The following is a 19,718-nucleotide window of genomic DNA, read 5'->3' as shown; positions in this document are numbered from 1 at the left end:
GCCAGGGCGCGTTCAGACCGCGCCGAGGGGACGCAGGCGATATTGCGGTGGCAGCTGTTCGAAACCACTGATGGTCGCGTTCAGGCTCTTCCAGCGACCGTCCTTGATCCCGTAGATGCAACCGTGGATCGACAGGCTCTGCCCGCGATGCCAGGCGTTCTGCACGATGCTGGTGTGGCCGACGTTGGCCACTTGCTGGATCACGTTCAGCTCGCACAGGCGGTCGACCTGTTCTTCTTCAGTGGCCAGTTGCGCCAGCGCCTCGCGGTGCTCGTAGTACAGGTCACGAATCGAACGCAGCCAGCCATCGATCAGGCCAAACTGGCGATCCTGCATCGAGGCGCGCACGCCGCCGCAACCATAGTGGCCGGTGACCAGGATGTGTTTGACCTTGAGTACATCCACCGCGTACTGGATCACCGACAGGCAATTGAGGTCGGTGTGCAGCACGACGTTGGCCACGTTACGGTGCACAAACAGGTCGCCCGGCAACATGCCGACGATCTCGTTGGCTGGCACCCGGGCGTCCGAGCAGCCGATCCACAGGTACTCCGGAGTCTGCTGGCGGGCCAGCTTGGAGAAGAATTCCGGGTCTTCCTGCTTGATCGCCTCGGCCCAACGCGCGTTGTTATCAATCAGATCTTGTAGTTCGTTCATGCTGTGAAGCCTCAAGAATGATGCGCAGCTTTGACAGACGAGTGCCCGTCGGGGTCACGCCAATGACTGCAGATACCGGTTATCCCTGCCGGGGAATCTTCGCCGGGGCTGTGGGTCCACCCTGCAAGCCCCTAAAAGTATGAGCAATCGCCATGACCGAATCACGACGCCCCTTCAGCGCGCCCCAGCCCGAGCCGATCGACGATGATCAGGATCGCATGGGGTCCATGGAGGAGTTGCATTTCGATGACGACGAACCCGGCGCCCTAAGCAGCACCGGCCTCACCAGCGACGGCTCCAGCGACGACGACCTGAGCCCGGAAACCCTGATCCGCGAGGATGGGGCCCGTTCTGCCCGGGAAGTCGGGGCCGATAAACCCGCCGACTGGGACTTGAGTATTGTCGATGCCACGGACATTGGCGGTGGCAGCGGTCTGGATGAAGCCGAACTGGCACGTCGCGACCCGCTGGACGGCAAACCCTGAGCTCGGCGCCACATTTAATGACGCCCTCTCCCGCAGGAGCCGGCTTGCTGGCGAAGAGGCCCGCAAGCCATCCATCGCCGCGAATGGCGTCTTCGCTGGCAAGCCAGCGCCTACAGCGGCCTGCGTGCTGGTTGAAGGCTCAGTCGACCAGGGTGCAGGCCATCACCAGGGCGTCTTCGCGACCGCCCACCGCCGGGTAATAGTCGCGGCGCCGGCCCACTTCATTGAAGCCGTAACGCTCATACAGCCGATAGGCGGTCTGGTTGCTGGAACGCACTTCGAGGAAGCACTCCCGGGCACTCTTCTGGTAGGCGCGCTTCATCAGCTCTTCCAGCAGCCGCAGGCCCAGGCCGCGGCCCTGGCTTTCCGGCTTGACGGTGATGTTCAGCAGATGGGCTTCGTCGATGATCACCTGGATGACCCCGTGGCCCACTTGCTGGCTGCCCTCGAACATCAGCCAGACTTCGTAGGACTTGAAGGCATCCATGAAAATACCCCGGGTCCAGGGGTGACTGAACGCGGCATATTCGATTTTCAGGATGGCATCCAGGTCCGCCTCGGTGGCCAGACGGAAGGTCAACGCGTCACTCATCGGTCATTCTGCTCATCAGTGTGTTTCCAGCGCGCCATCAGCCGACGCATGGCTTGCCAGACATCAGCCTTACGCTGTGGCTCTTCCATTAATAGTTCCAGGCCGGGCAAGGCCCAGGCCGACCCCAGGCCTTCGACCTGCAGTTCACGGTTGTAGGATTCGGCGTTGGCTTCCCCGGCGAAACGTACGGCCGGCAGACCGATCAGCCACAGGCAGACGCAGGGCTCTTCTTCGATGCGCACGCCGACAAAGGCCTGGACGAAATCCCGGGCGGCTTCCGGCCCCTGGTCGAGGTTGCCCCGGGTCAGCATCGGCCAGCGCACCGGCTCGGCGAGGATCTGCGGGCTGTCCGGCAGGCCGGCGGCGCGCAGCATGTCCTTGAGCAGCAAGTAGGCCGGGTCGCGGCTCTGGAAGGCTTCGCCTGTGGGTAACTCCACCAGCAGCAGGCAACGGCCGGCCCGCAGCAACTGCAAGGCAAAACGCGGCGGCGGTACCACCGGCGCCTTGACCACCGGAGCCGGGGCTTCTTCGCCCTCGGCCACTGGCTTGCTGGCTGACTTTGCAGGCGCGGTGGACGGACGCGGCACCTCGATTTTCGGCCGTTCGACGGTCCTTGCAGCCGCCGCCGGGGCCTTGGCCTCGACCACAGGGGCAGGCGGGGCCTGCACCTCGGGTTCCGGCAAGGCCAGCAACTCAGGACGCGAAGGGGCGGCAAAGGGCAATTCGCTGCGCGGCAGCCAGCTGACCACCTGCATGGCGGACAGATAAGCGCGACGACGGGACTCGATAAGCAAAGGTCGGCCACTTGTGGATAACTGAGGTGGGGGATTCTACCGTCCTTCGCCAAAGATCGCCTGCTGTTGATTGCGCGCAAAAGCGACAGTCCGTCTCATACCTGGGCCCGGGGGTGAATCGTCGGCCCCCTGATGCAGTACAATCGCCGCTTTTCATTGCCAACCAGCCGGCCATTCCGATGATCGAACCCAAGCGCGTCTTGCGCGCCCTCGCCGAACACTGGGCACTTCTGGAGCCGCTGTGCGAGCACTTCGACCAAGGCACCCTGAGTCTTGCCGAACTGCGTTCACAGCTGGCTGCCCAACAACTGGACAGCACGCCCCAGGACATCACCCACCTGCTGGACGTATGGATACGCCTGGACATCCTGGTCCCGGTGGCGAAAAGCCCGAACCGTTTCGAGCTCAATGCGCAGATCCACGACTTCCTCGCCTACCTGCGCCGTGAGCACCGCCTGGGCCTGTGCCTGGAGATCGAAGCCTACCTGCGCCACCTGGAGCGTCTGGCCGGGTACATCCAGGACGCCTTCGACGTGCGCGACGGCAACGACCTGGCGCGCCAGCTGCGGCTGCTGGACATGCGCGTGCGCGATGTCCTGAAGAAGCTCGCCAACGACGAACAGGCCCTGGTGGCCGTGGCCGAGCGGGCCAAGACCAGCGACCGGCAGATTCCCCTGCGCCAGCGCTACGCCGAGGTGCTGGCCACCTGGGACGAATACGTCGAACCGATGATCCAGCTGGTGAACGCCGACGGCGCATTCGAGCAGGGCGTGCGCAAGGTGGAAAATGTCCTGCTGCGCCTGCTCACCGAGCAGCAGCGCCTGGGCCACCTGGTGGACGACGACATGCTGCTGCGCACCCACGCGCGGATCCTGGAAATGCAGACCAGCGCCCAGCTGACCCTGCGCCATGCCCGGGAACTGCTGCTGCCGCTGCGTGAGGAAGCCCGCCGGCACAACGCCGTGACCCGTGGCGCGGCCCTGGCCCTGGCGGCCATCCGGCGCAAGGGCATCGACGCGGTGCCCCAGGCGGCGATGCCGATGTTTACCCGCCCGCAGAGCACCTTTCTCGGCAGCTCCGGCCAGGTGGAAGCCTATGTCTACGCCCTGGCCCGCTTCGAGCCCAAGCCGGCGCGCTTCCCCAAGGCCCACAAGACCCACAAAGGCCTTGCCCCCAAGGCACCGCGCACGGTCCGGGAAATGCTCGAACGCTGCGAAGACGCCCTGCCGATGCCGGACCTGATGAGCTGGCTGCTGGACCAGGAGCCGGATGGCGCCACCGACGAACTGCTGTACTGGTTCTCGCGCCTGTCGCGGGAAAAACGCTTCAAGCGCGAGCGCCTCGAACGCCGCGACTACCACACCCAGGAGCATCAGGTCAGCCTGCGCTCCTTCGCCCTGCTCTCGGCCCGCGATGACGCCGCCGAGCATTCTGCGAGCAACGCCAATGCATCTTGATCTTTCCGAACTGTCCCAGCTGGCGCCGATCTTCCGCGAGCTGTTCAAGGGTTACCACGTCAGCCGCCGCGACCCGGAGCTGTACGCTCAGCTGTCGAACTTCCAGGACCAGTACCGCACCCTGTTCAAGGCCCTGGGCTTCGAGCTGGTGTGCGACACCCGGGGTTTCTACTACTTCGTGCCGGACAACGCCGCCGCCCAGGTGAACAAGACCGCCCAGCGCCTGGCGCTGTTCACCTTCATCCTGGTGGAGCACCTGGCCGACCAGGGCCGCGACCCGATCGCCGTGCTCGATGGCGGCAGCCTCGGCCGTGACGAACTGCCGTCGCTGCTGGAGAAATACCGTGACCTGTTCATCCAGGCCGAAGTGCAGACCCAGGAAGAGCTGGAAGAGAAAATCATGCGCCGCATGACCCAGCTGGGTTTCGCCGCCGAGGAGCCGGGCATCTACCGCTTCCTGCCGCCGATGCACCGTTTCCTCGATGTCTGCCTGTCGGTGCAGCAGGACCGCGACCTGGCTGCCAGCCTGCACAGCGTGCTGCCGCTGCCGACCCCGGTGCTGGTGGACGACGACAGCGACGAAAAACTGCTGCAGACCGATGACCCGCTGGACCTGAGCGAATTCGACGAGTCCGAAGAAAGTGAAGAAGACGCGCTGGCCCGGGCCATCGCCGAAGAACAGGAGCTCGACGCATGAGCAAGGAACGCTACGGCATCCGCCGCTTTGCCCTACTGAACACCGCCGGCTACAGCCTGGGCCTGTTCCCCCTGGAAGAGCCGCTGTCGGTCTACGGGGCCAACAACCTGGGCAAGTCGGCATCGATCAACGCCCTGCAATTCCCGATCCTGGCGCGCATGTCGGACATGAGCTTCGGCAAGTACAGCCTGGAACAGTCCCGGCGCTTCTACTTCGCCTCCGACACCAGCTACATCCTGGTGGAAGTCTCGCTGCCCCACGGCCCCCATGTGATCGGCGTGGTCGGACGCGGCCCGGGCGGCGGCTTCGGCCACCAGTTCTTCGCCTACGCCGGCCAGCTGGACCTGGCGCATTACCAGAAGGACGACACCTGCCTGCGGCAGAAAGAGCTGTTCACCAACCTGGAGCGCCAGGGCCTGAAGGCCTATGAGCTCAAGCCCGATGAACTGCGGCGCCTGCTGGTGGGCGGCCACACCTCGATCCCCCTGGACCTGACCCTGATCCCGCTGCGCTCCACCAGCGAACAGAGCCTGAAAACCTTCCGCGCGCTGTTCATCAACCTGCTGCACATGCGCGAAATCACCGCGGCCAAGCTCAAGCAGCTGTTCCTCGATGCCTTCGAGCACAGCCTACGCTCCGGCAGCGTCGACTACATCGCCGCCTGCGACGAAGCCTTCCGCGATGTGCGGCGCATGGAGCAGGACTACAACTCCCTGGTGGCCGCCGGCCCTCTGGTGGAAGCCCTGGCCAACGGCGTGAAGCAGCGGGACATTCTGCGGGGCAAGCTGCACCGCCTGTCGCCGCTGCTGGATTCGCTGCTGGGCACCTGGTCGGACTACGCCGGCGCGCGCAAGGAAGAGCTGACCATACAGGCCGAGCACTACCGTAATGAGCAGGACGCGCTGCAGAACGACCAGCGCAGCAGCACCCAGGAAATGATGCGCCTGGAACGGGAAATCACCGGCACCCAGCGCTGGCTCGGTGAGTTGTCGGTGCTCAAGCACCGCTTCGCCCTGGTGGATGACGTCAAGGTCCTGGAACAGCAACTGCTGGCGGCCAAGGATGCCCACGATGAGCTGGCCGGCGCCCTGGCCCAGTCCCGGCAGTTCTCCGCCGAAGACCTGGAAGAACGCCTGCGGGACCTGGAAAAACGCCTGAAGTCGGTCAAGCAGCAGCTCGATCATGCCGACAACAACAGCTACGCCCGTCTGCGCGAGGAGTTCTCCCAGCAGGACGTGGAGCGCCTGATGCGCCTGTTCAACAGCGCGCTGTTCAGCCTGCCCCTGGGCGAGCATGGCATCACCCTGGACGACAACGGCGAGTGGGTGAAGTCGGTGGAGCTGATCCTCGACGGCTTCAAGGGCGAGCGTTTCGAAGTGCCGGGGTTGACCATCGACATCTCCCACATCGAGCCGCCAGCCTTGCAGGCCCTGGCCGACCGCGCCGCCCTGCGGGATCAGAAAGAGCGTCTGGAAAAAGAACTCAAGCAGCTCAAGACCCAGGCCGCCGTGGCCGCCGACCGCGCCGCGAGCAAGACCCAGACCGAAGCCCTGTACCAGCAGGTACTGGATGCGCAGAAGGCCCTGGAAGACTTCCGCCGCGCCCAGACCCTGAGCGCCGAGGAAGGCGAGAAGCTGGAACAGCTGGCGCAGATGGAAGCCGCCCAGGACGAACTCAAGCGCTCCAGCGATGCCTTCACCGAACGCGTCCAGCAACTGTCCGCCAAGCTGCAACTGGTGGGCCGGCAGATCGCCGACATGGAAGCCAAGCAGCGCACCCTCGACGACGCCCTGCGCCGCCGTCAGCTGCTGCCGGCGGACCTGCCGTTCGGCACACCGTTCATGGATCCGGTGGACGACTCCATGGACAACCTGCTGCCACTGCTCAACGACTACCAGGACAGCTGGCAGGGCTTGCAGCGGGTCGACGGGCAGATCGAGGCGCTGTATGCCCAAGTGCGCCTGAAGGGCGTGGCCAAGTTCGACAGCGAGGATGACGTCGAGCGCCGCCTGCAACTGCTGATCAACGCCTATGCCCACCGCACCGACGAAGCCCTGACCCTGGGCAAGGCGCGCCGCGCGGCGGTGACCGATATCGCCCGGACCCTGCGCAATATCCGCAGTGACTACGACAGCCTGGAACACCAGCTGGCGCTGTTCAACCGCGAGATCAACAAGCGCCAGGTGTCCAACCTGCAGAGCTTCCGCATCGTCCTGGCGCCGAACAAGGAAGCCCTCAAGCACATCGACCAGATCATCCACAGCGCCGGCCAGTACGAGGAAGGCGAGACCTTGTCGGTGTTCGACCTGAGCCAGAGCGCCGAGCAGGACAACAAGAACGAAGAGGCCAAGGAGTACCTGGCGCGGCTGGTAGCGGCCAACCACAACCAGTTGGGCCTGAAGGACCTGTTCGAGCTGGCGTTCGAGATCACCAAGGTCAATGGCCAGCCGGTGATCCACACCGACATCGATGGCGCGGCGTCCAACGGCACCACCATGACCATCAAGGCGCTGACCAACATGTACCTGTTGCTGCACTTGATGGACCGCGACCAGGCCGGGCGCATCCGTCTGCCCTACTACCTCGACGAAGCGGCGGACATCGACGAACGCAACCAGGCGGCGCTGCTGGAAACCAGCCTGCAGCTGGGCTTCGTACCGATCCTGGCCAGTGTGAAGCCGCAGGTGTCGGCCCAGGTGGCCATCGACCTGGAAGGCGGCAGCGGGCCAAACGGCATCTACATCGACGAGGCGGACTGGAAGTTCATCCGCCGTCACGATCAGGTCAAGGCGACTCTGAACGTGGAACCCGAAGCCGAGGCAGAAGCGCAACTGGACGAAGTCTGACTGGGTAACGCTGCAACGTAAAAGGCCGCGCTCTTGGGAGCGCGGCCTTTTTTATTGGATAGCTTTTGTAGGAGCTGGCTTGCCAGCGAAGGCGTCCTCTGGAAGAACGCCGGACTTGAGGGCCTCTTCGCCGGCAAGCCGGCTCCTACGAGAGGGTTATTTGCCGAGGGGGATCTTGGGCGCCCAGGTCAGCCATTCATCTTCGAACTTGTCGAACAGCGGGAAGGTCTGTTGCGGGCGGGCCGGGTTGCCCATGCGCTCGCCATCCGGGGTGGCGAAGGCGATACCGCCCTGGATCAGGGTTTCCAGGGACTCGGTACGCACTGTGGCGCCCTTGAACAGGCCAAAGTCCACGCCAAATCCGCTGCTGTTCCAGAAGCGCGTACCACCGCGAATCAGCGGCGCGTACTTGGGTTCGATGAGGATGTGGATCAGTACCCGGTCAGCCGTCTGGCCCAGCTCGTAGCCGGTCACCTTGCCCACCGTCACTTCGCGGTAGGTCACCGGCACCCCCACTTTCAGCGAACCACGGCGCGCCGCGCTCAGTACCAGGCTCAGACCCGCTTCAGCAACGCTGGCCTCCGGCGGCTGCGGCAAGGCGACGAAACTGGTTTGCACGCCCTGATTCTTTGCGGCGGGCTGGACCTCGATGTATTGACCGGTAACCAGGGTTTCCAGGTTGGAGGTCTTCATCAGCCCCAGTTCCGGCTTGACCACCCAGAACTGGCTGCCGACCCGGGCGATACGCTCGGGCACTTCGGTGATGCGCGCCTTGAGCATCACTGATTGCAGGTCGGCGCTGAGGGTCACTTCCTCCAGCTTGCCCACATCCAGGCCCTTGAAGCGCACCGGCGTGCCGGCACGCAGCCCATCGGCGCGATCGACCTTGATGTTGACCAGGATGCCGCGCTGCGCCGCTTCTTCCTGGTTGGCGAACAGACGGAAACGCGGAATGCGCTTTTTCAGCGGCACGTTGGGCAGCGGCGTCTCGAAGGCGATACCACCGGCCATCAGGCTTTGCAGCGACTCGCTCTTGATCTGGATGCCGCCAGTGAGGCCGCCCGTGAGGGTGATGCCGCTGACGTTCCAGAAACGGGTCGAACCGTTGACCAGCGACTCGTACTCTTTCTCGATATGGACGCCGATCACCACTTGCTTGCGGGTGTGAGAGAACTGATAGCTCTGCACCGAGCCGACCTTGACCTGCTTGTAGAGGATCGGGCTGCCCACATCCAGGGAGCCAAGGTTGTCGGTGAACAGCACCATGTGCAGGCCCGGGGCTCGAAGGTCCAGAGGCGGGGCCTTGGCCCGGGCCTCGAACTCGCGCTGGGGCGCAGCGCCCTTGTCGCCGGGGCGAATGGCGATGTAGTTGCCTTTGACCAGCGCCTCCAGGCCGGTGATGCCGGCCAGGGAGATGGAGGGTTTGACGGTCCAGAACTGGGTGCCCTGGACCAGGTAGTCCTCGGCCAGCGGATCGAGGGTCAGCTCGGCAGTGGCGCTGGTGAGATCGGAGTCGACCTTCAGCGCTTTCAGGCTGCCCACCTGGATGCCCTTGTACATCACCGGGGTACGTCCGGCTTGCAGCCCTTCGAAATCGGTGAGCTTGACCTTGACCCGGATCCCGGCCTGGGCGGCGTCGAAATCCTCATAGAGCCGGAACGGCAGGCTTGGGTCGGTAGGCGGGCTGTCCTTGCGGTTTTCCGGCGTGGCAAAGGCGATACCGCCGGCGACGATGCTGGACAGGGACTCGCTGCGCACTTTGACCCCGGACAGGTTGGCGTCGATGCTGATGCCGCTGGCGTTCCAGAAACGCGTGTGTTTGCGCACCAGGTTGGCGTAGGTGGGCTCGATATAGACCTTGAGCTCGACCGTGTTCTGGTCTTCGGAAAGCAGGAAACTTTTGATCTGTCCGACTTGGATCTGTTTGTAGAACACCGGGCTGCCGCGGTTCAACGAGCCCAGGCGTTCGGCCTTGATGGTCAGGTGCAGGCCGGGCTTGGCGTCCGATAACGGCGGCTCTTCGGCCAGGGCCTTGAATTTGCGCGCAGGCTCGCCATCGCCGGGATTGACCGCGATGTAGTTGCCGGAAACCAGGGTTTCCAATCCGGTGATGCCGGCCAGGCTGACACTGGGCTTGACCAGCCAGAAGCGGGTGTTGGTCTTCAGGTACTGTTCGACGTCCTTGTTCATCTCGACCGTGGCGATCACGCCCTTGGAGTTACCCTCATCGTCCAGGGCCAGGGTCTTGACCTTGCCCACGGGCATGCCTTTGTAGACCACTTCGGTCTTGTTGGCCTGGATCCCCTCGCCGCTTTCAAAGCGCAACTGGATCTCGATGCCGGTCTGGCTGTAGGCACGCCAGCCCAGCCAGCCACCGATGATCAGGGCGATCAGGGGCAGTACCCAGATGGCTGACCAATTGGAGGCCGGGCGGGTTTTGGCGGTAGGCAAATCACTCATGGTCGTCGTCCGACTCCGTGTTATCCCAGATCAGTCGGGGATCGAAAGTTACTGCGGCCAGCATGGTCAGAATCACCACACTGGCAAAGGCGACCGCTCCGAGATTGGCTTCGATGCTGGCCAGCCGTCCAAAGTTGACCACCGCCACCAGGATGGCGATGACAAAGATATCCAGCATCGACCAGCGACCGATGAACTCGATAAAGCGGTACATGATGATCCGTTGCCGTGCCGACAGTGGCTGGTGGCGCTGCACCGAGAACAACAACAGAGCAATGCCCACCAGCTTGAAGGTGGGCACCAGGATACTGGCGACAAATACTACCGCGGCAATGGGAAACATGCCGTGCTGCACCAGTTGGATAACCCCCGACATGATGGTGCTGGGGTCGCCCTGGCCCAGTGAGCTGACCGTCATGATCGGCAGCAGATTGGCCGGAACATAGAGAATGGCGGCGGTGAGCAGCAGCGCCCAGGTACGCAGGATGCTGTTGGGACGGCGGGGATGGACCAGGGCTCCGCAACGAGTGCAGGTCTGCTCGTCGCTGTCGGCTTCCTGCCGGTTCAATTCGTGACATTCGCTACAAATCAGAATGCCTGCATCAATCGCCCGCATGCACATCCTCTCCCGATAACGCTTGCCAGATCTGGTGAGGCGACATCACCACCTCCAGCCAGACCTGCACCAATAACAGACTGATGAAACACACCAGGCCCAGGCCCACGGTGATGGAGGCCATGTCAGCCAATTTGACGATGGCCACCAGCACCCCCATCAGGTAGACCTCGAGCATTCCCCAATCACGCAGGTGGTGATAGATGCGGTAGAGCAGCAGGCCATAGCTGCGCCCGAAGTCCCAGCGAATACTCAACAGGACCAGGAGCTGGCAAATCAACTTGATCAGGGGGATGCCCATGCTGCACAGGAACACCACCAGTGCCACGCCTTCCATACCGGTATCGAACAGGCCTTGCACGCCGCTCCAGACGGTATCTTCGGAAGACTGTCCCAATAGATTGAGCTGCATGATGGGAAGAAAGTTCGCCGGTACATAGAGCAACAAGGCGGCGATCACCAGAGCCAGGCTACGCTCAACGACATTGTGCCGGTGTGCGTAGAGCTCATAGCCACAACGCGGGCATTGAGCCTTCTCGCCGAGAGCAAGCGTTGGCTTGCGCATCAGCAGATCGCACTCATGACAGGCAACCAGGTCGTCCAGTGGTAATTCTGACAACCCGGGGGCGTCAACCGGATCTGGCATAGAAGGCTCTGGAAGTGGAGAAAGTAGCAGCTATTCTAGTGTTCCAATTCGAAAATAACTGTGCAAATTTGTTTGCGAATAAGAGCAATTTTTCCACGCGCAAAAACAAAACCCCAACTGCTTTCGCAATTGGGGTTTCGGAATTTAATCTTGACGATGACCTACTCTCACATGGGGAAACCCCACACTACCATCGGCGATGCATCGTTTCACTTCTGAGTTCGGGATGGGATCAGGTGGTTCCAACGCTCTATGGTCGTCAAGAAATTCGGTAGCCAGTCCGTTGCTTGTGCAACGTGCCAGCGAATGGGTATGTAATAGGTTTGTGTGCTTTGTGAGCGGTGCAAACTTTCGGTTCGTTTCGTCTTCACACACCGCAACTCGCTTCTTAAGCAAATTGCTTGGGTGTTATATGGTCAAGCCTCACGGGCAATTAGTATTGGTTAGCTCAACGCCTCACAGCGCTTACACACCCAACCTATCAACGTCGTAGTCTTCGACGGCCCTTTAGGGGATTCAAGATCCCAGTGAGATCTCATCTTGAGGCAAGTTTCCCGCTTAGATGCTTTCAGCGGTTATCTTTTCCGAACATAGCTACCCGGCAATGCCACTGGCGTGACAACCGGAACACCAGAGGTTCGTCCACTCCGGTCCTCTCGTACTAGGAGCAGCCCCTCTCAAATCTCAAACGTCCACGGCAGATAGGGACCGAACTGTCTCACGACGTTCTAAACCCAGCTCGCGTACCACTTTAAATGGCGAACAGCCATACCCTTGGGACCGGCTTCAGCCCCAGGATGTGATGAGCCGACATCGAGGTGCCAAACACCGCCGTCGATATGAACTCTTGGGCGGTATCAGCCTGTTATCCCCGGAGTACCTTTTATCCGTTGAGCGATGGCCCTTCCATACAGAACCACCGGATCACTAAGACCTACTTTCGTACCTGCTCGACGTGTCTGTCTCGCAGTCAAGCGCGCTTTTGCCTTTATACTCTACGACCGATTTCCGACCGGTCTGAGCGCACCTTCGTACTCCTCCGTTACTCTTTAGGAGGAGACCGCCCCAGTCAAACTACCCACCATACACTGTCCTCGATCCGGATAACGGACCTGAGTTAGAACCTCAAAGTTGCCAGGGTGGTATTTCAAGGATGGCTCCACGCAAACTGGCGTTCACGCTTCAAAGCCTCCCACCTATCCTACACAAGCAAATTCAAAGTCCAGTGCAAAGCTATAGTAAAGGTTCACGGGGTCTTTCCGTCTAGCCGCGGATACACTGCATCTTCACAGCGATTTCAATTTCACTGAGTCTCGGGTGGAGACAGCGCCGCCATCGTTACGCCATTCGTGCAGGTCGGAACTTACCCGACAAGGAATTTCGCTACCTTAGGACCGTTATAGTTACGGCCGCCGTTTACCGGGGCTTCGATCAAGAGCTTCGCGTTAGCTAACCCCATCAATTAACCTTCCGGCACCGGGCAGGCGTCACACCCTATACGTCCACTTTCGTGTTTGCAGAGTGCTGTGTTTTTAATAAACAGTCGCAGCGGCCTGGTATCTTCGACCGGCATGAGCTTACGGAGCAAGTCCTTCACCCTCACCGGCGCACCTTCTCCCGAAGTTACGGTGCCATTTTGCCTAGTTCCTTCACCCGAGTTCTCTCAAGCGCCTTGGTATTCTCTACCCAACCACCTGTGTCGGTTTGGGGTACGGTTCCTAGTTATCTGAAGCTTAGAAGCTTTTCTTGGAAGCATGGCATCAGCCACTTCGTCACCTAAAAGGTAACTCGTCATCAGCTCTCGGCCTTAGAACCCCGGATTTACCTAAGATTCCAGCCTACCACCTTAAACTTGGACAACCAACGCCAAGCTGGCCTAGCCTTCTCCGTCCCTCCATCGCAATAACTAGAAGTACAGGAATATTAACCTGTTTTCCATCGACTACGCTTTTCAGCCTCGCCTTAGGGACCGACTAACCCTGCGTCGATTAACGTTGCGCAGGAAACCTTGGTCTTTCGGCGTGGGTGTTTTTCACACCCATTGTCGTTACTCATGTCAGCATTCGCACTTCTGATACCTCCAGCAAGCTTCTCAACTCACCTTCACAGGCTTACAGAACGCTCCTCTACCGCATCACTTACGTGATACCCGTAGCTTCGGTGTATGGTTTGAGCCCCGTTACATCTTCCGCGCAGGCCGACTCGACTAGTGAGCTATTACGCTTTCTTTAAAGGGTGGCTGCTTCTAAGCCAACCTCCTAGCTGTCTAAGCCTTCCCACATCGTTTCCCACTTAACCATAACTTTGGGACCTTAGCTGACGGTCTGGGTTGTTTCCCTTTTCACGACGGACGTTAGCACCCGCCGTGTGTCTCCCATGCTCGGCACTTGTAGGTATTCGGAGTTTGCATCGGTTTGGTAAGTCGGGATGACCCCCTAGCCGAAACAGTGCTCTACCCCCTACAGTGATACATGAGGCGCTACCTAAATAGCTTTCGAGGAGAACCAGCTATCTCCGAGCTTGATTAGCCTTTCACTCCGATCCACAGGTCATCCGCTAACTTTTCAACGGTAGTCGGTTCGGTCCTCCAGTCAGTGTTACCTAACCTTCAACCTGCCCATGGATAGATCGCCCGGTTTCGGGTCTATTCCCAGCGACTAGACGCCCTATTAAGACTCGCTTTCGCTACGCCTCCCCTATTCGGTTAAGCTCGCCACTGAAAATAAGTCGCTGACCCATTATACAAAAGGTACGCAGTCACAGAACAAAGTCTGCTCCCACTGCTTGTACGCATACGGTTTCAGGATCTATTTCACTCCCCTCTCCGGGGTTCTTTTCGCCTTTCCCTCACGGTACTAGTTCACTATCGGTCAGTCAGTAGTATTTAGCCTTGGAGGATGGTCCCCCCATATTCAGACAAGGTTTCTCGTGCCCCGTCCTACTCGATTTCATGACTAAGAGATTTTCGCGTACAGGGCTATCACCCACTATGGCCGCACTTTCCAGAGCGTTCCGCTAATCTCAAAGCCACTTAAGGGCTAGTCCCCGTTCGCTCGCCACTACTAAGGGAATCTCGGTTGATTTCTTTTCCTCAGGGTACTTAGATGTTTCAGTTCCCCTGGTTCGCCTCTTGCACCTATGTATTCAGTACAAGATAACCATCTTATGATGGCTGGGTTCCCCCATTCAGAGATCTCCGGATCAAAGTCTGTTTGCCGACTCCCCGAAGCTTATCGCAGGCTACCACGTCTTTCATCGCCTCTGACTGCCAAGGCATCCACCGTATGCGCTTCTTCACTTGACCATATAACCCCAAGCAATCTGGTTATACTATGAAGACGACATTCGCCGAAAATTTGCAATTTAACTCACAAATTTTACCTTAGCCTGATCCGTTACCAGTGAAAGTAACGTTCAGTCTATCTTTCTATCACATACCCAAATTTTTAAAGAACGATCTAATCAAAAGACTAGAAATCAACATTCAATGTGAATGCTCATTTCTAAGCTTTCAGAAGCAGTTTATGGTGGAGCCAAGCGGGATCGAACCGCTGACCTCCTGCGTGCAAGGCAGGCGCTCTCCCAGCTGAGCTATGGCCCCATAACAAAATTGGTGGGTCTGGGCAGATTCGAACTGCCGACCTCACCCTTATCAGGGGTGCGCTCTAACCAACTGAGCTACAGACCCAATTTCGAGCTTGTAACTGTTAGCTTGGAGCTATCAGCTTGGAGCTTAAAGCTGCTTCTATCGTCTTCTTCAATGAATCAAGCAATTCGTGTGGGAGCTTATGAAGCAGCTGATGTCGTCGATTAAGGAGGTGATCCAGCCGCAGGTTCCCCTACGGCTACCTTGTTACGACTTCACCCCAGTCATGAATCACACCGTGGTAACCGTCCCCCCGAAGGTTAGACTAGCTACTTCTGGTGCAACCCACTCCCATGGTGTGACGGGCGGTGTGTACAAGGCCCGGGAACGTATTCACCGCGACATTCTGATTCGCGATTACTAGCGATTCCGACTTCACGCAGTCGAGTTGCAGACTGCGATCCGGACTACGATCGGTTTTATGGGATTAGCTCCACCTCGCGGCTTGGCAACCCTTTGTACCGACCATTGTAGCACGTGTGTAGCCCAGGCCGTAAGGGCCATGATGACTTGACGTCATCCCCACCTTCCTCCGGTTTGTCACCGGCAGTCTCCTTAGAGTGCCCACCATAACGTGCTGGTAACTAAGGACAAGGGTTGCGCTCGTTACGGGACTTAACCCAACATCTCACGACACGAGCTGACGACAGCCATGCAGCACCTGTCTCAATGTTCCCGAAGGCACCAATCCATCTCTGGAAAGTTCATTGGATGTCAAGGCCTGGTAAGGTTCTTCGCGTTGCTTCGAATTAAACCACATGCTCCACCGCTTGTGCGGGCCCCCGTCAATTCATTTGAGTTTTAACCTTGCGGCCGTACTCCCCAGGCGGTCAACTTAATGCGTTAGCTGCGCCACTAAGAGCTCAAGGCTCCCAACGGCTAGTTGACATCGTTTACGGCGTGGACTACCAGGGTATCTAATCCTGTTTGCTCCCCACGCTTTCGCACCTCAGTGTCAGTATCAGTCCAGGTGGTCGCCTTCGCCACTGGTGTTCCTTCCTATATCTACGCATTTCACCGCTACACAGGAAATTCCACCACCCTCTACCATACTCTAGCTTGCCAGTTTTGGATGCAGTTCCCAGGTTGAGCCCGGGGCTTTCACATCCAACTTAACAAACCACCTACGCGCGCTTTACGCCCAGTAATTCCGATTAACGCTTGCACCCTCTGTATTACCGCGGCTGCTGGCACAGAGTTAGCCGGTGCTTATTCTGTCGGTAACGTCAAAATACTCACGTATTAGGTAAGTACCCTTCCTCCCAACTTAAAGTGCTTTACAATCCGAAGACCTTCTTCACACACGCGGCATGGCTGGATCAGGCTTTCGCCCATTGTCCAATATTCCCCACTGCTGCCTCCCGTAGGAGTCTGGACCGTGTCTCAGTTCCAGTGTGACTGATCATCCTCTCAGACCAGTTACGGATCGTAGCCTTGGTGAGCCATTACCTCACCAACTAGCTAATCCGACCTAGGCTCATCTGATAGCGTGAGGTCCGAAGATCCCCCACTTTCTCCCGTAGGACGTATGCGGTATTAGCGCCCGTTTCCGGACGTTATCCCCCACTACCAGGCAGATTCCTAGGCATTACTCACCCGTCCGCCGCTCGCCACCAGGTACAAGTACCCGTGCTGCCGCTCGACTTGCATGTGTTAGGCCTGCCGCCAGCGTTCAATCTGAGCCATGATCAAACTCTTCAGTTCAAACATCTTTGGGTTTTGAGAAAACCCTAAACTTGGCTCAGCAATCGTTGGTTACATCTTTGATTTCTCGCGGAGTAACTTGTGATGCTGATAATCTTTTTGACTATCAGTCTGACTCCACAAGCACCCACACGAATTGCTTGATTCAGTTGTTAAAGAGCGGTTGGTTAAGATCTTTCGTCTCAACCGAGGCGCGCATTCTACAGCAGCCTCATTTGCTGTCAAGCGATTTTTTAAGAAGTTTTTGAAGATTTCCTCAACAACTTCAACCACTTGCGCTTTCGATCTCTCGTTAGCGGGATGCGAATTCTACAGCGTTACACGCTGCTGTCAACACCTCTTTTTAACCGCTTTCGACCGAGACGATCGAATCGCTAACAAGGCGAAAACACACTGCCTTACTAACTGCTTCTGGCTTCGATGAACTGAAGCGTAGCCGCCGCCGAAAACTGCGTAACTCGTTGAATATCAAGGAGTTTTCCGTTTCGACTGCGCCGGAAGTGGGGCGAATTATAGACCTGTAGAATCTGCCGTCAACCTTTAATTACGTTTTTGTTGCAGACGGTTGTTTTTTAGCCATTAGGCGGGGAATACGGCGCATCACTGCCGGCACTCGCAGCACCAACAGCAGCGCACCTATAGAAGCGTAAACCGCCCATTCCTTCAGATCTGCCCGAACGATCCAGAGCATATGCAGAAGCCCAAGCCCCAGGATGAGATAAACCAGGCGATGCAGCTTTTTCCAACGCGCTCCCAGGCGACGCTGACTGTAGCGATTGGATGTCAGCGCCAATACCAAAAGAAGCACAAACCCCAGGCTTCCAACAAAGATATAGGGCCGCTTGCGCAACTCCACTCCCAACTGGGACCAGTCCAACCCCAGAATGAATACCCCATAGGCACTCAAGTGCAGCACTACATAAGCAAAGCACCACAACCCCAGTTGTCGGCGCACGGCTATCCAGCCCGGCCAGCCAGTGAGCTTCTGCATGGGAGTCATGGCCAAGGTAATCAACAGCAGCACCAACGTGCCCAATCCCAGACGATCAACCAGCACCTTGCCTGGATCAGGCCCGAGAACCGAGCCCCAAGCCTCATACAGCCAATACAGTGGCCAGATAGCCGCAGCAATAAAGACTCCAATACGCCAGAACGAATAACGCATCAGTAGTTCTTCCGCAGATCCATGCCGCTATATAAGGAAGCGACCTCTTCCGAGTAGCCATTGAACATCTGTGTTTCCCGCACATTTGGACTGAACAGGCTGCTGGGTAAACGCCGCTCTCGCGCTTGAGTCCATCGAGGATGATCAACTGTCGGATTCACATTTGCGTAAAAACCATATTCATTGGCAGCAATACTCTGCCAGGTAGTCTTTGGCTGCTCGTCCACCAAGCTGATACGCACAATGGACTTCACACTTTTGAAGCCATATTTCCAGGGAACCACCAGGCGCAATGGCGCACCATTCTGATTGGGCAGCTCACGCCCATACATCCCTACCGCCAGAATCGCCAACGGATTCATCGCCTCATCAAGACGCAAGCCTTCAACATAGGGCCAGTCGATCAAGGCAAAACCGGAACGCTGTCCCGGCATGCTCTTAGGATCCTGCAGCGTTTCAAAACGAATGAACTTGGCCTTGCTGGTTGGCTCCACTTGCTTGAGCAGCGCGGAGATAGGGAAGCCTATCCAGGGAATCACCATCGACCACGCCTCGACGCAGCGCAGTCGATAAATACGCTCCTCCAACGAGTAAGGCTTCATGAAGTCTTCAAGGGCATAGCGCCCAGGCTTGGCGACCTCACCGTCCACGACCACACTCCATGGCTCGGTCTTGAGCGCCCCCGCGTTCGCCGCCGGATCCCCCTTGTCAGTACCGAACTCATAGAAGTTGTTGTAGTGAGTCGCGTCCTTGAACGGTGTGATCGCCTCATCCTTGACGGTTACGGCTTGCCAATGAGCGCTCGCCAATTTGTCGGAGAACCACGCTGGCGCACGGCCCGGCTCCACATCGGCATAACGCGTCGCATCCTGCGCAGCCGCCCAACGGGGCAAACCGGCGAAGGCCAGGCCTGCTACCGCACCGCCCAGCAAACTGCGTCGAGAGAGATAAAGAGATTCTGGCGTGACATCCGACTCATGGCAGTCAGACGCTTTGGGGAATTTGAATAACATGGCAACTCCGCAGCATTGGAGGACAGATGTACCAATAGACTGCGGAGTATGGAGGAAATTACATCACTCGACGCTTTTGCGACGCCGCAGGTGCAACAGGTACTGGATCGGGCCAGAAGCCGCATAGGCGAGGAACACCAACAGCAGGATACGTGGTGGATCGCTGAACACCACGGCAAACACCAGCACTACGGCCAGAATCGCCACAAAAGGCACCCGGCCCTTCAGGTCCAGGTCCTTGAAGCTGTTGTACTTGATGTTGCTGACCATCAGCATGCCCGCAGCCGCGACCATCAACGCCACCAGGAACGACATCTTCGATCCCTGAATGCCGTAATCGCTGAAAGCCCAGACAATGCCCGCCACCACCCCCGCCGCCGCAGGACTGGCCAGACCGATGAAATATCGCTTGTCGGCGGTTCCCACCTGAGTGTTGAAACGCGCCAGACGCAATGCCGCGCCCGCCACATAGATGAAGGCGACCATCCAGCCAACCTTGCCCATGTCGCCCAAGGCCCAGCCAAAGGCCAGCAATGCCGGGGCAACGCCAAACGCCACCATATCCGACAGCGAATCGTACTCGGCGCCAAAGGCACTCTGGGTATTGGTCATACGGGCTACGCGCCCGTCCAGGCCGTCAAGGACCATGGCGACAAAGATCGCAATGGCGGCAAAGGCAAAGTACTTGCTCGCCCCCGCCGTGTCCCCGGCACTCAAGGCGCTCTGGGCACTCATGGAGCTGATGATGGAATAGAACCCCGCGAACAGGTTCGCAGTGGTGAACAGATTCGGCAGAAGATAGATACCACGATGCCGGACTTTACGGCCTTCAGCGTCATGCCCTTCTTCGACATGCTCATCGATCGGTAGCAGGCTTTCGGCGTCAGAGGCCTGGTTTGGCTCTTCGGGACGTTCGCTCATGGACAATACCTTGCAACGG

General features: G+C 58.8%; 13 protein-coding genes, 2 tRNA genes and 3 rRNA genes. 4 read left to right on the top strand and 14 right to left on the bottom strand.

Annotated elements, in window-relative coordinates:
* Nucleotides 1–12: 12 nt before the first annotated feature.
* Entirely contained in the window at nucleotides 13–657 is a 645-nt protein-coding gene (gene can, locus L1O02_RS04945) for a carbonate dehydratase (RefSeq protein WP_060841102.1), read from the bottom strand.
* 152 nt (nucleotides 658–809) lie between these two features.
* On the opposite strand from can, the gene L1O02_RS04940 reads away from it, so the two are divergent.
* The gene (locus tag L1O02_RS04940; RefSeq protein ID WP_235759639.1) at nucleotides 810–1,142 is read left to right on the top strand and encodes a serine kinase/phosphatase; all 333 of its coding nucleotides are present in this window, start codon (nucleotides 810–812) and stop codon (nucleotides 1,140–1,142) included.
* Nucleotides 1,143–1,281: 139 nt separating this feature from the next.
* On the opposite strand, the gene rimI is transcribed toward L1O02_RS04940, so the two are convergent.
* Nucleotides 1,282–1,734 (bottom strand): ribosomal protein S18-alanine N-acetyltransferase, encoded by a 453-nt coding sequence (rimI, locus tag L1O02_RS04935; RefSeq protein ID WP_235759637.1) that lies wholly within the window; start codon nucleotides 1,732–1,734, stop codon nucleotides 1,282–1,284.
* Nucleotides 1,731–2,528: an energy transducer TonB gene (locus tag L1O02_RS04930; protein WP_235759635.1), complete on the bottom strand. Its 798-nt coding sequence runs from the start codon at nucleotides 2,526–2,528 to the stop codon at nucleotides 1,731–1,733. The genes rimI and L1O02_RS04930 overlap by 4 nt, the downstream gene beginning before the upstream one ends.
* 179 nt (nucleotides 2,529–2,707) lie before the next feature.
* Here L1O02_RS04930 and mksB point away from each other — a divergent pair, with 179 nt between their 5' ends.
* The 3 genes from mksB to mksF are packed head-to-tail and all read left to right on the top strand — an operon-like array spanning nucleotide 2,708 to nucleotide 7,528.
* Nucleotides 2,708–3,985 (top strand): Mks condensin complex protein MksB, encoded by a 1,278-nt coding sequence (mksB, locus tag L1O02_RS04925; RefSeq protein WP_060841105.1) that lies wholly within the window; start codon nucleotides 2,708–2,710, stop codon nucleotides 3,983–3,985.
* Nucleotides 3,975–4,682 (top strand): Mks condensin complex protein MksE, encoded by a 708-nt coding sequence (gene mksE / locus L1O02_RS04920; protein ID WP_047285462.1) that lies wholly within the window; start codon nucleotides 3,975–3,977, stop codon nucleotides 4,680–4,682. Before mksB ends, mksE begins: the two co-directional genes overlap by 11 nt.
* Nucleotides 4,679–7,528, top strand: coding sequence for an Mks condensin complex protein MksF (mksF, locus tag L1O02_RS04915; RefSeq protein WP_235759633.1), 2,850 nt, complete (start codon nucleotides 4,679–4,681; stop codon nucleotides 7,526–7,528). Before mksE ends, mksF begins: the two co-directional genes overlap by 4 nt.
* A 156-nt stretch (nucleotides 7,529–7,684) precedes the next feature.
* On the opposite strand, the gene L1O02_RS04910 is transcribed toward mksF, so the two are convergent.
* From L1O02_RS04910 to pssA, 11 genes are all read right to left on the bottom strand, one after another.
* Complete coding sequence (locus L1O02_RS04910; protein ID WP_060841107.1) at nucleotides 7,685–9,988, bottom strand: MlaD family protein; 2,304 nt, start codon at nucleotides 9,986–9,988, stop codon at nucleotides 7,685–7,687.
* A complete protein-coding gene (locus L1O02_RS04905; protein ID WP_060841108.1) occupies nucleotides 9,981–10,604 on the bottom strand; it encodes a paraquat-inducible protein A in 624 nt (207 codons plus the stop codon). The genes L1O02_RS04910 and L1O02_RS04905 overlap by 8 nt, the downstream gene beginning before the upstream one ends.
* Complete coding sequence (locus tag L1O02_RS04900) at nucleotides 10,591–11,250, bottom strand: paraquat-inducible protein A (RefSeq protein WP_235759631.1); 660 nt, start codon at nucleotides 11,248–11,250, stop codon at nucleotides 10,591–10,593. The genes L1O02_RS04905 and L1O02_RS04900 overlap by 14 nt, the downstream gene beginning before the upstream one ends.
* A gap of 148 nt (nucleotides 11,251–11,398) precedes the next feature.
* Nucleotides 11,399–11,514 (bottom strand): 5S ribosomal RNA (rrf, locus tag L1O02_RS04895).
* Nucleotides 11,515–11,662: 148 nt separating this feature from the next.
* Nucleotides 11,663–14,554: ribosomal RNA gene (locus tag L1O02_RS04890) — 23S ribosomal RNA — on the bottom strand.
* Between the two features lie 221 nt (nucleotides 14,555–14,775).
* Nucleotides 14,776–14,851: transfer RNA gene (locus tag L1O02_RS04885), tRNA-Ala, on the bottom strand.
* 10 nt (nucleotides 14,852–14,861) lie between these two features.
* A tRNA-Ile gene (locus tag L1O02_RS04880) sits at nucleotides 14,862–14,938 on the bottom strand.
* Nucleotides 14,939–15,061: 123 nt separating this feature from the next.
* Nucleotides 15,062–16,600 (bottom strand): 16S ribosomal RNA (locus L1O02_RS04875).
* Together the 16S, 23S and 5S rRNA genes with 2 tRNA genes alongside form the textbook arrangement of a ribosomal RNA operon.
* 544 nt (nucleotides 16,601–17,144) lie before the next feature.
* Nucleotides 17,145–17,765, bottom strand: coding sequence for a protein-methionine-sulfoxide reductase heme-binding subunit MsrQ (msrQ, locus tag L1O02_RS04870; RefSeq protein WP_060841110.1), 621 nt, complete (start codon nucleotides 17,763–17,765; stop codon nucleotides 17,145–17,147).
* Nucleotides 17,765–18,778: a protein-methionine-sulfoxide reductase catalytic subunit MsrP gene (gene msrP / locus L1O02_RS04865; RefSeq protein WP_235759629.1), complete on the bottom strand. Its 1,014-nt coding sequence runs from the start codon at nucleotides 18,776–18,778 to the stop codon at nucleotides 17,765–17,767. The genes msrQ and msrP overlap by 1 nt, the downstream gene beginning before the upstream one ends.
* A 63-nt stretch (nucleotides 18,779–18,841) precedes the next feature.
* Nucleotides 18,842–19,699, bottom strand: coding sequence for a CDP-diacylglycerol--serine O-phosphatidyltransferase (gene pssA / locus L1O02_RS04860; protein ID WP_047306129.1), 858 nt, complete (start codon nucleotides 19,697–19,699; stop codon nucleotides 18,842–18,844).
* Nucleotides 19,700–19,718: the final 19 nt, after the last annotated feature.

The sequence above is a fragment of the Pseudomonas sp. BC42 genome (assembly GCF_021560055.1).
In the GTDB taxonomy this organism is placed as follows: domain Bacteria; phylum Pseudomonadota; class Gammaproteobacteria; order Pseudomonadales; family Pseudomonadaceae; genus Aquipseudomonas.
This window is presented reverse-complemented; position numbering and strand designations above follow the sequence as displayed.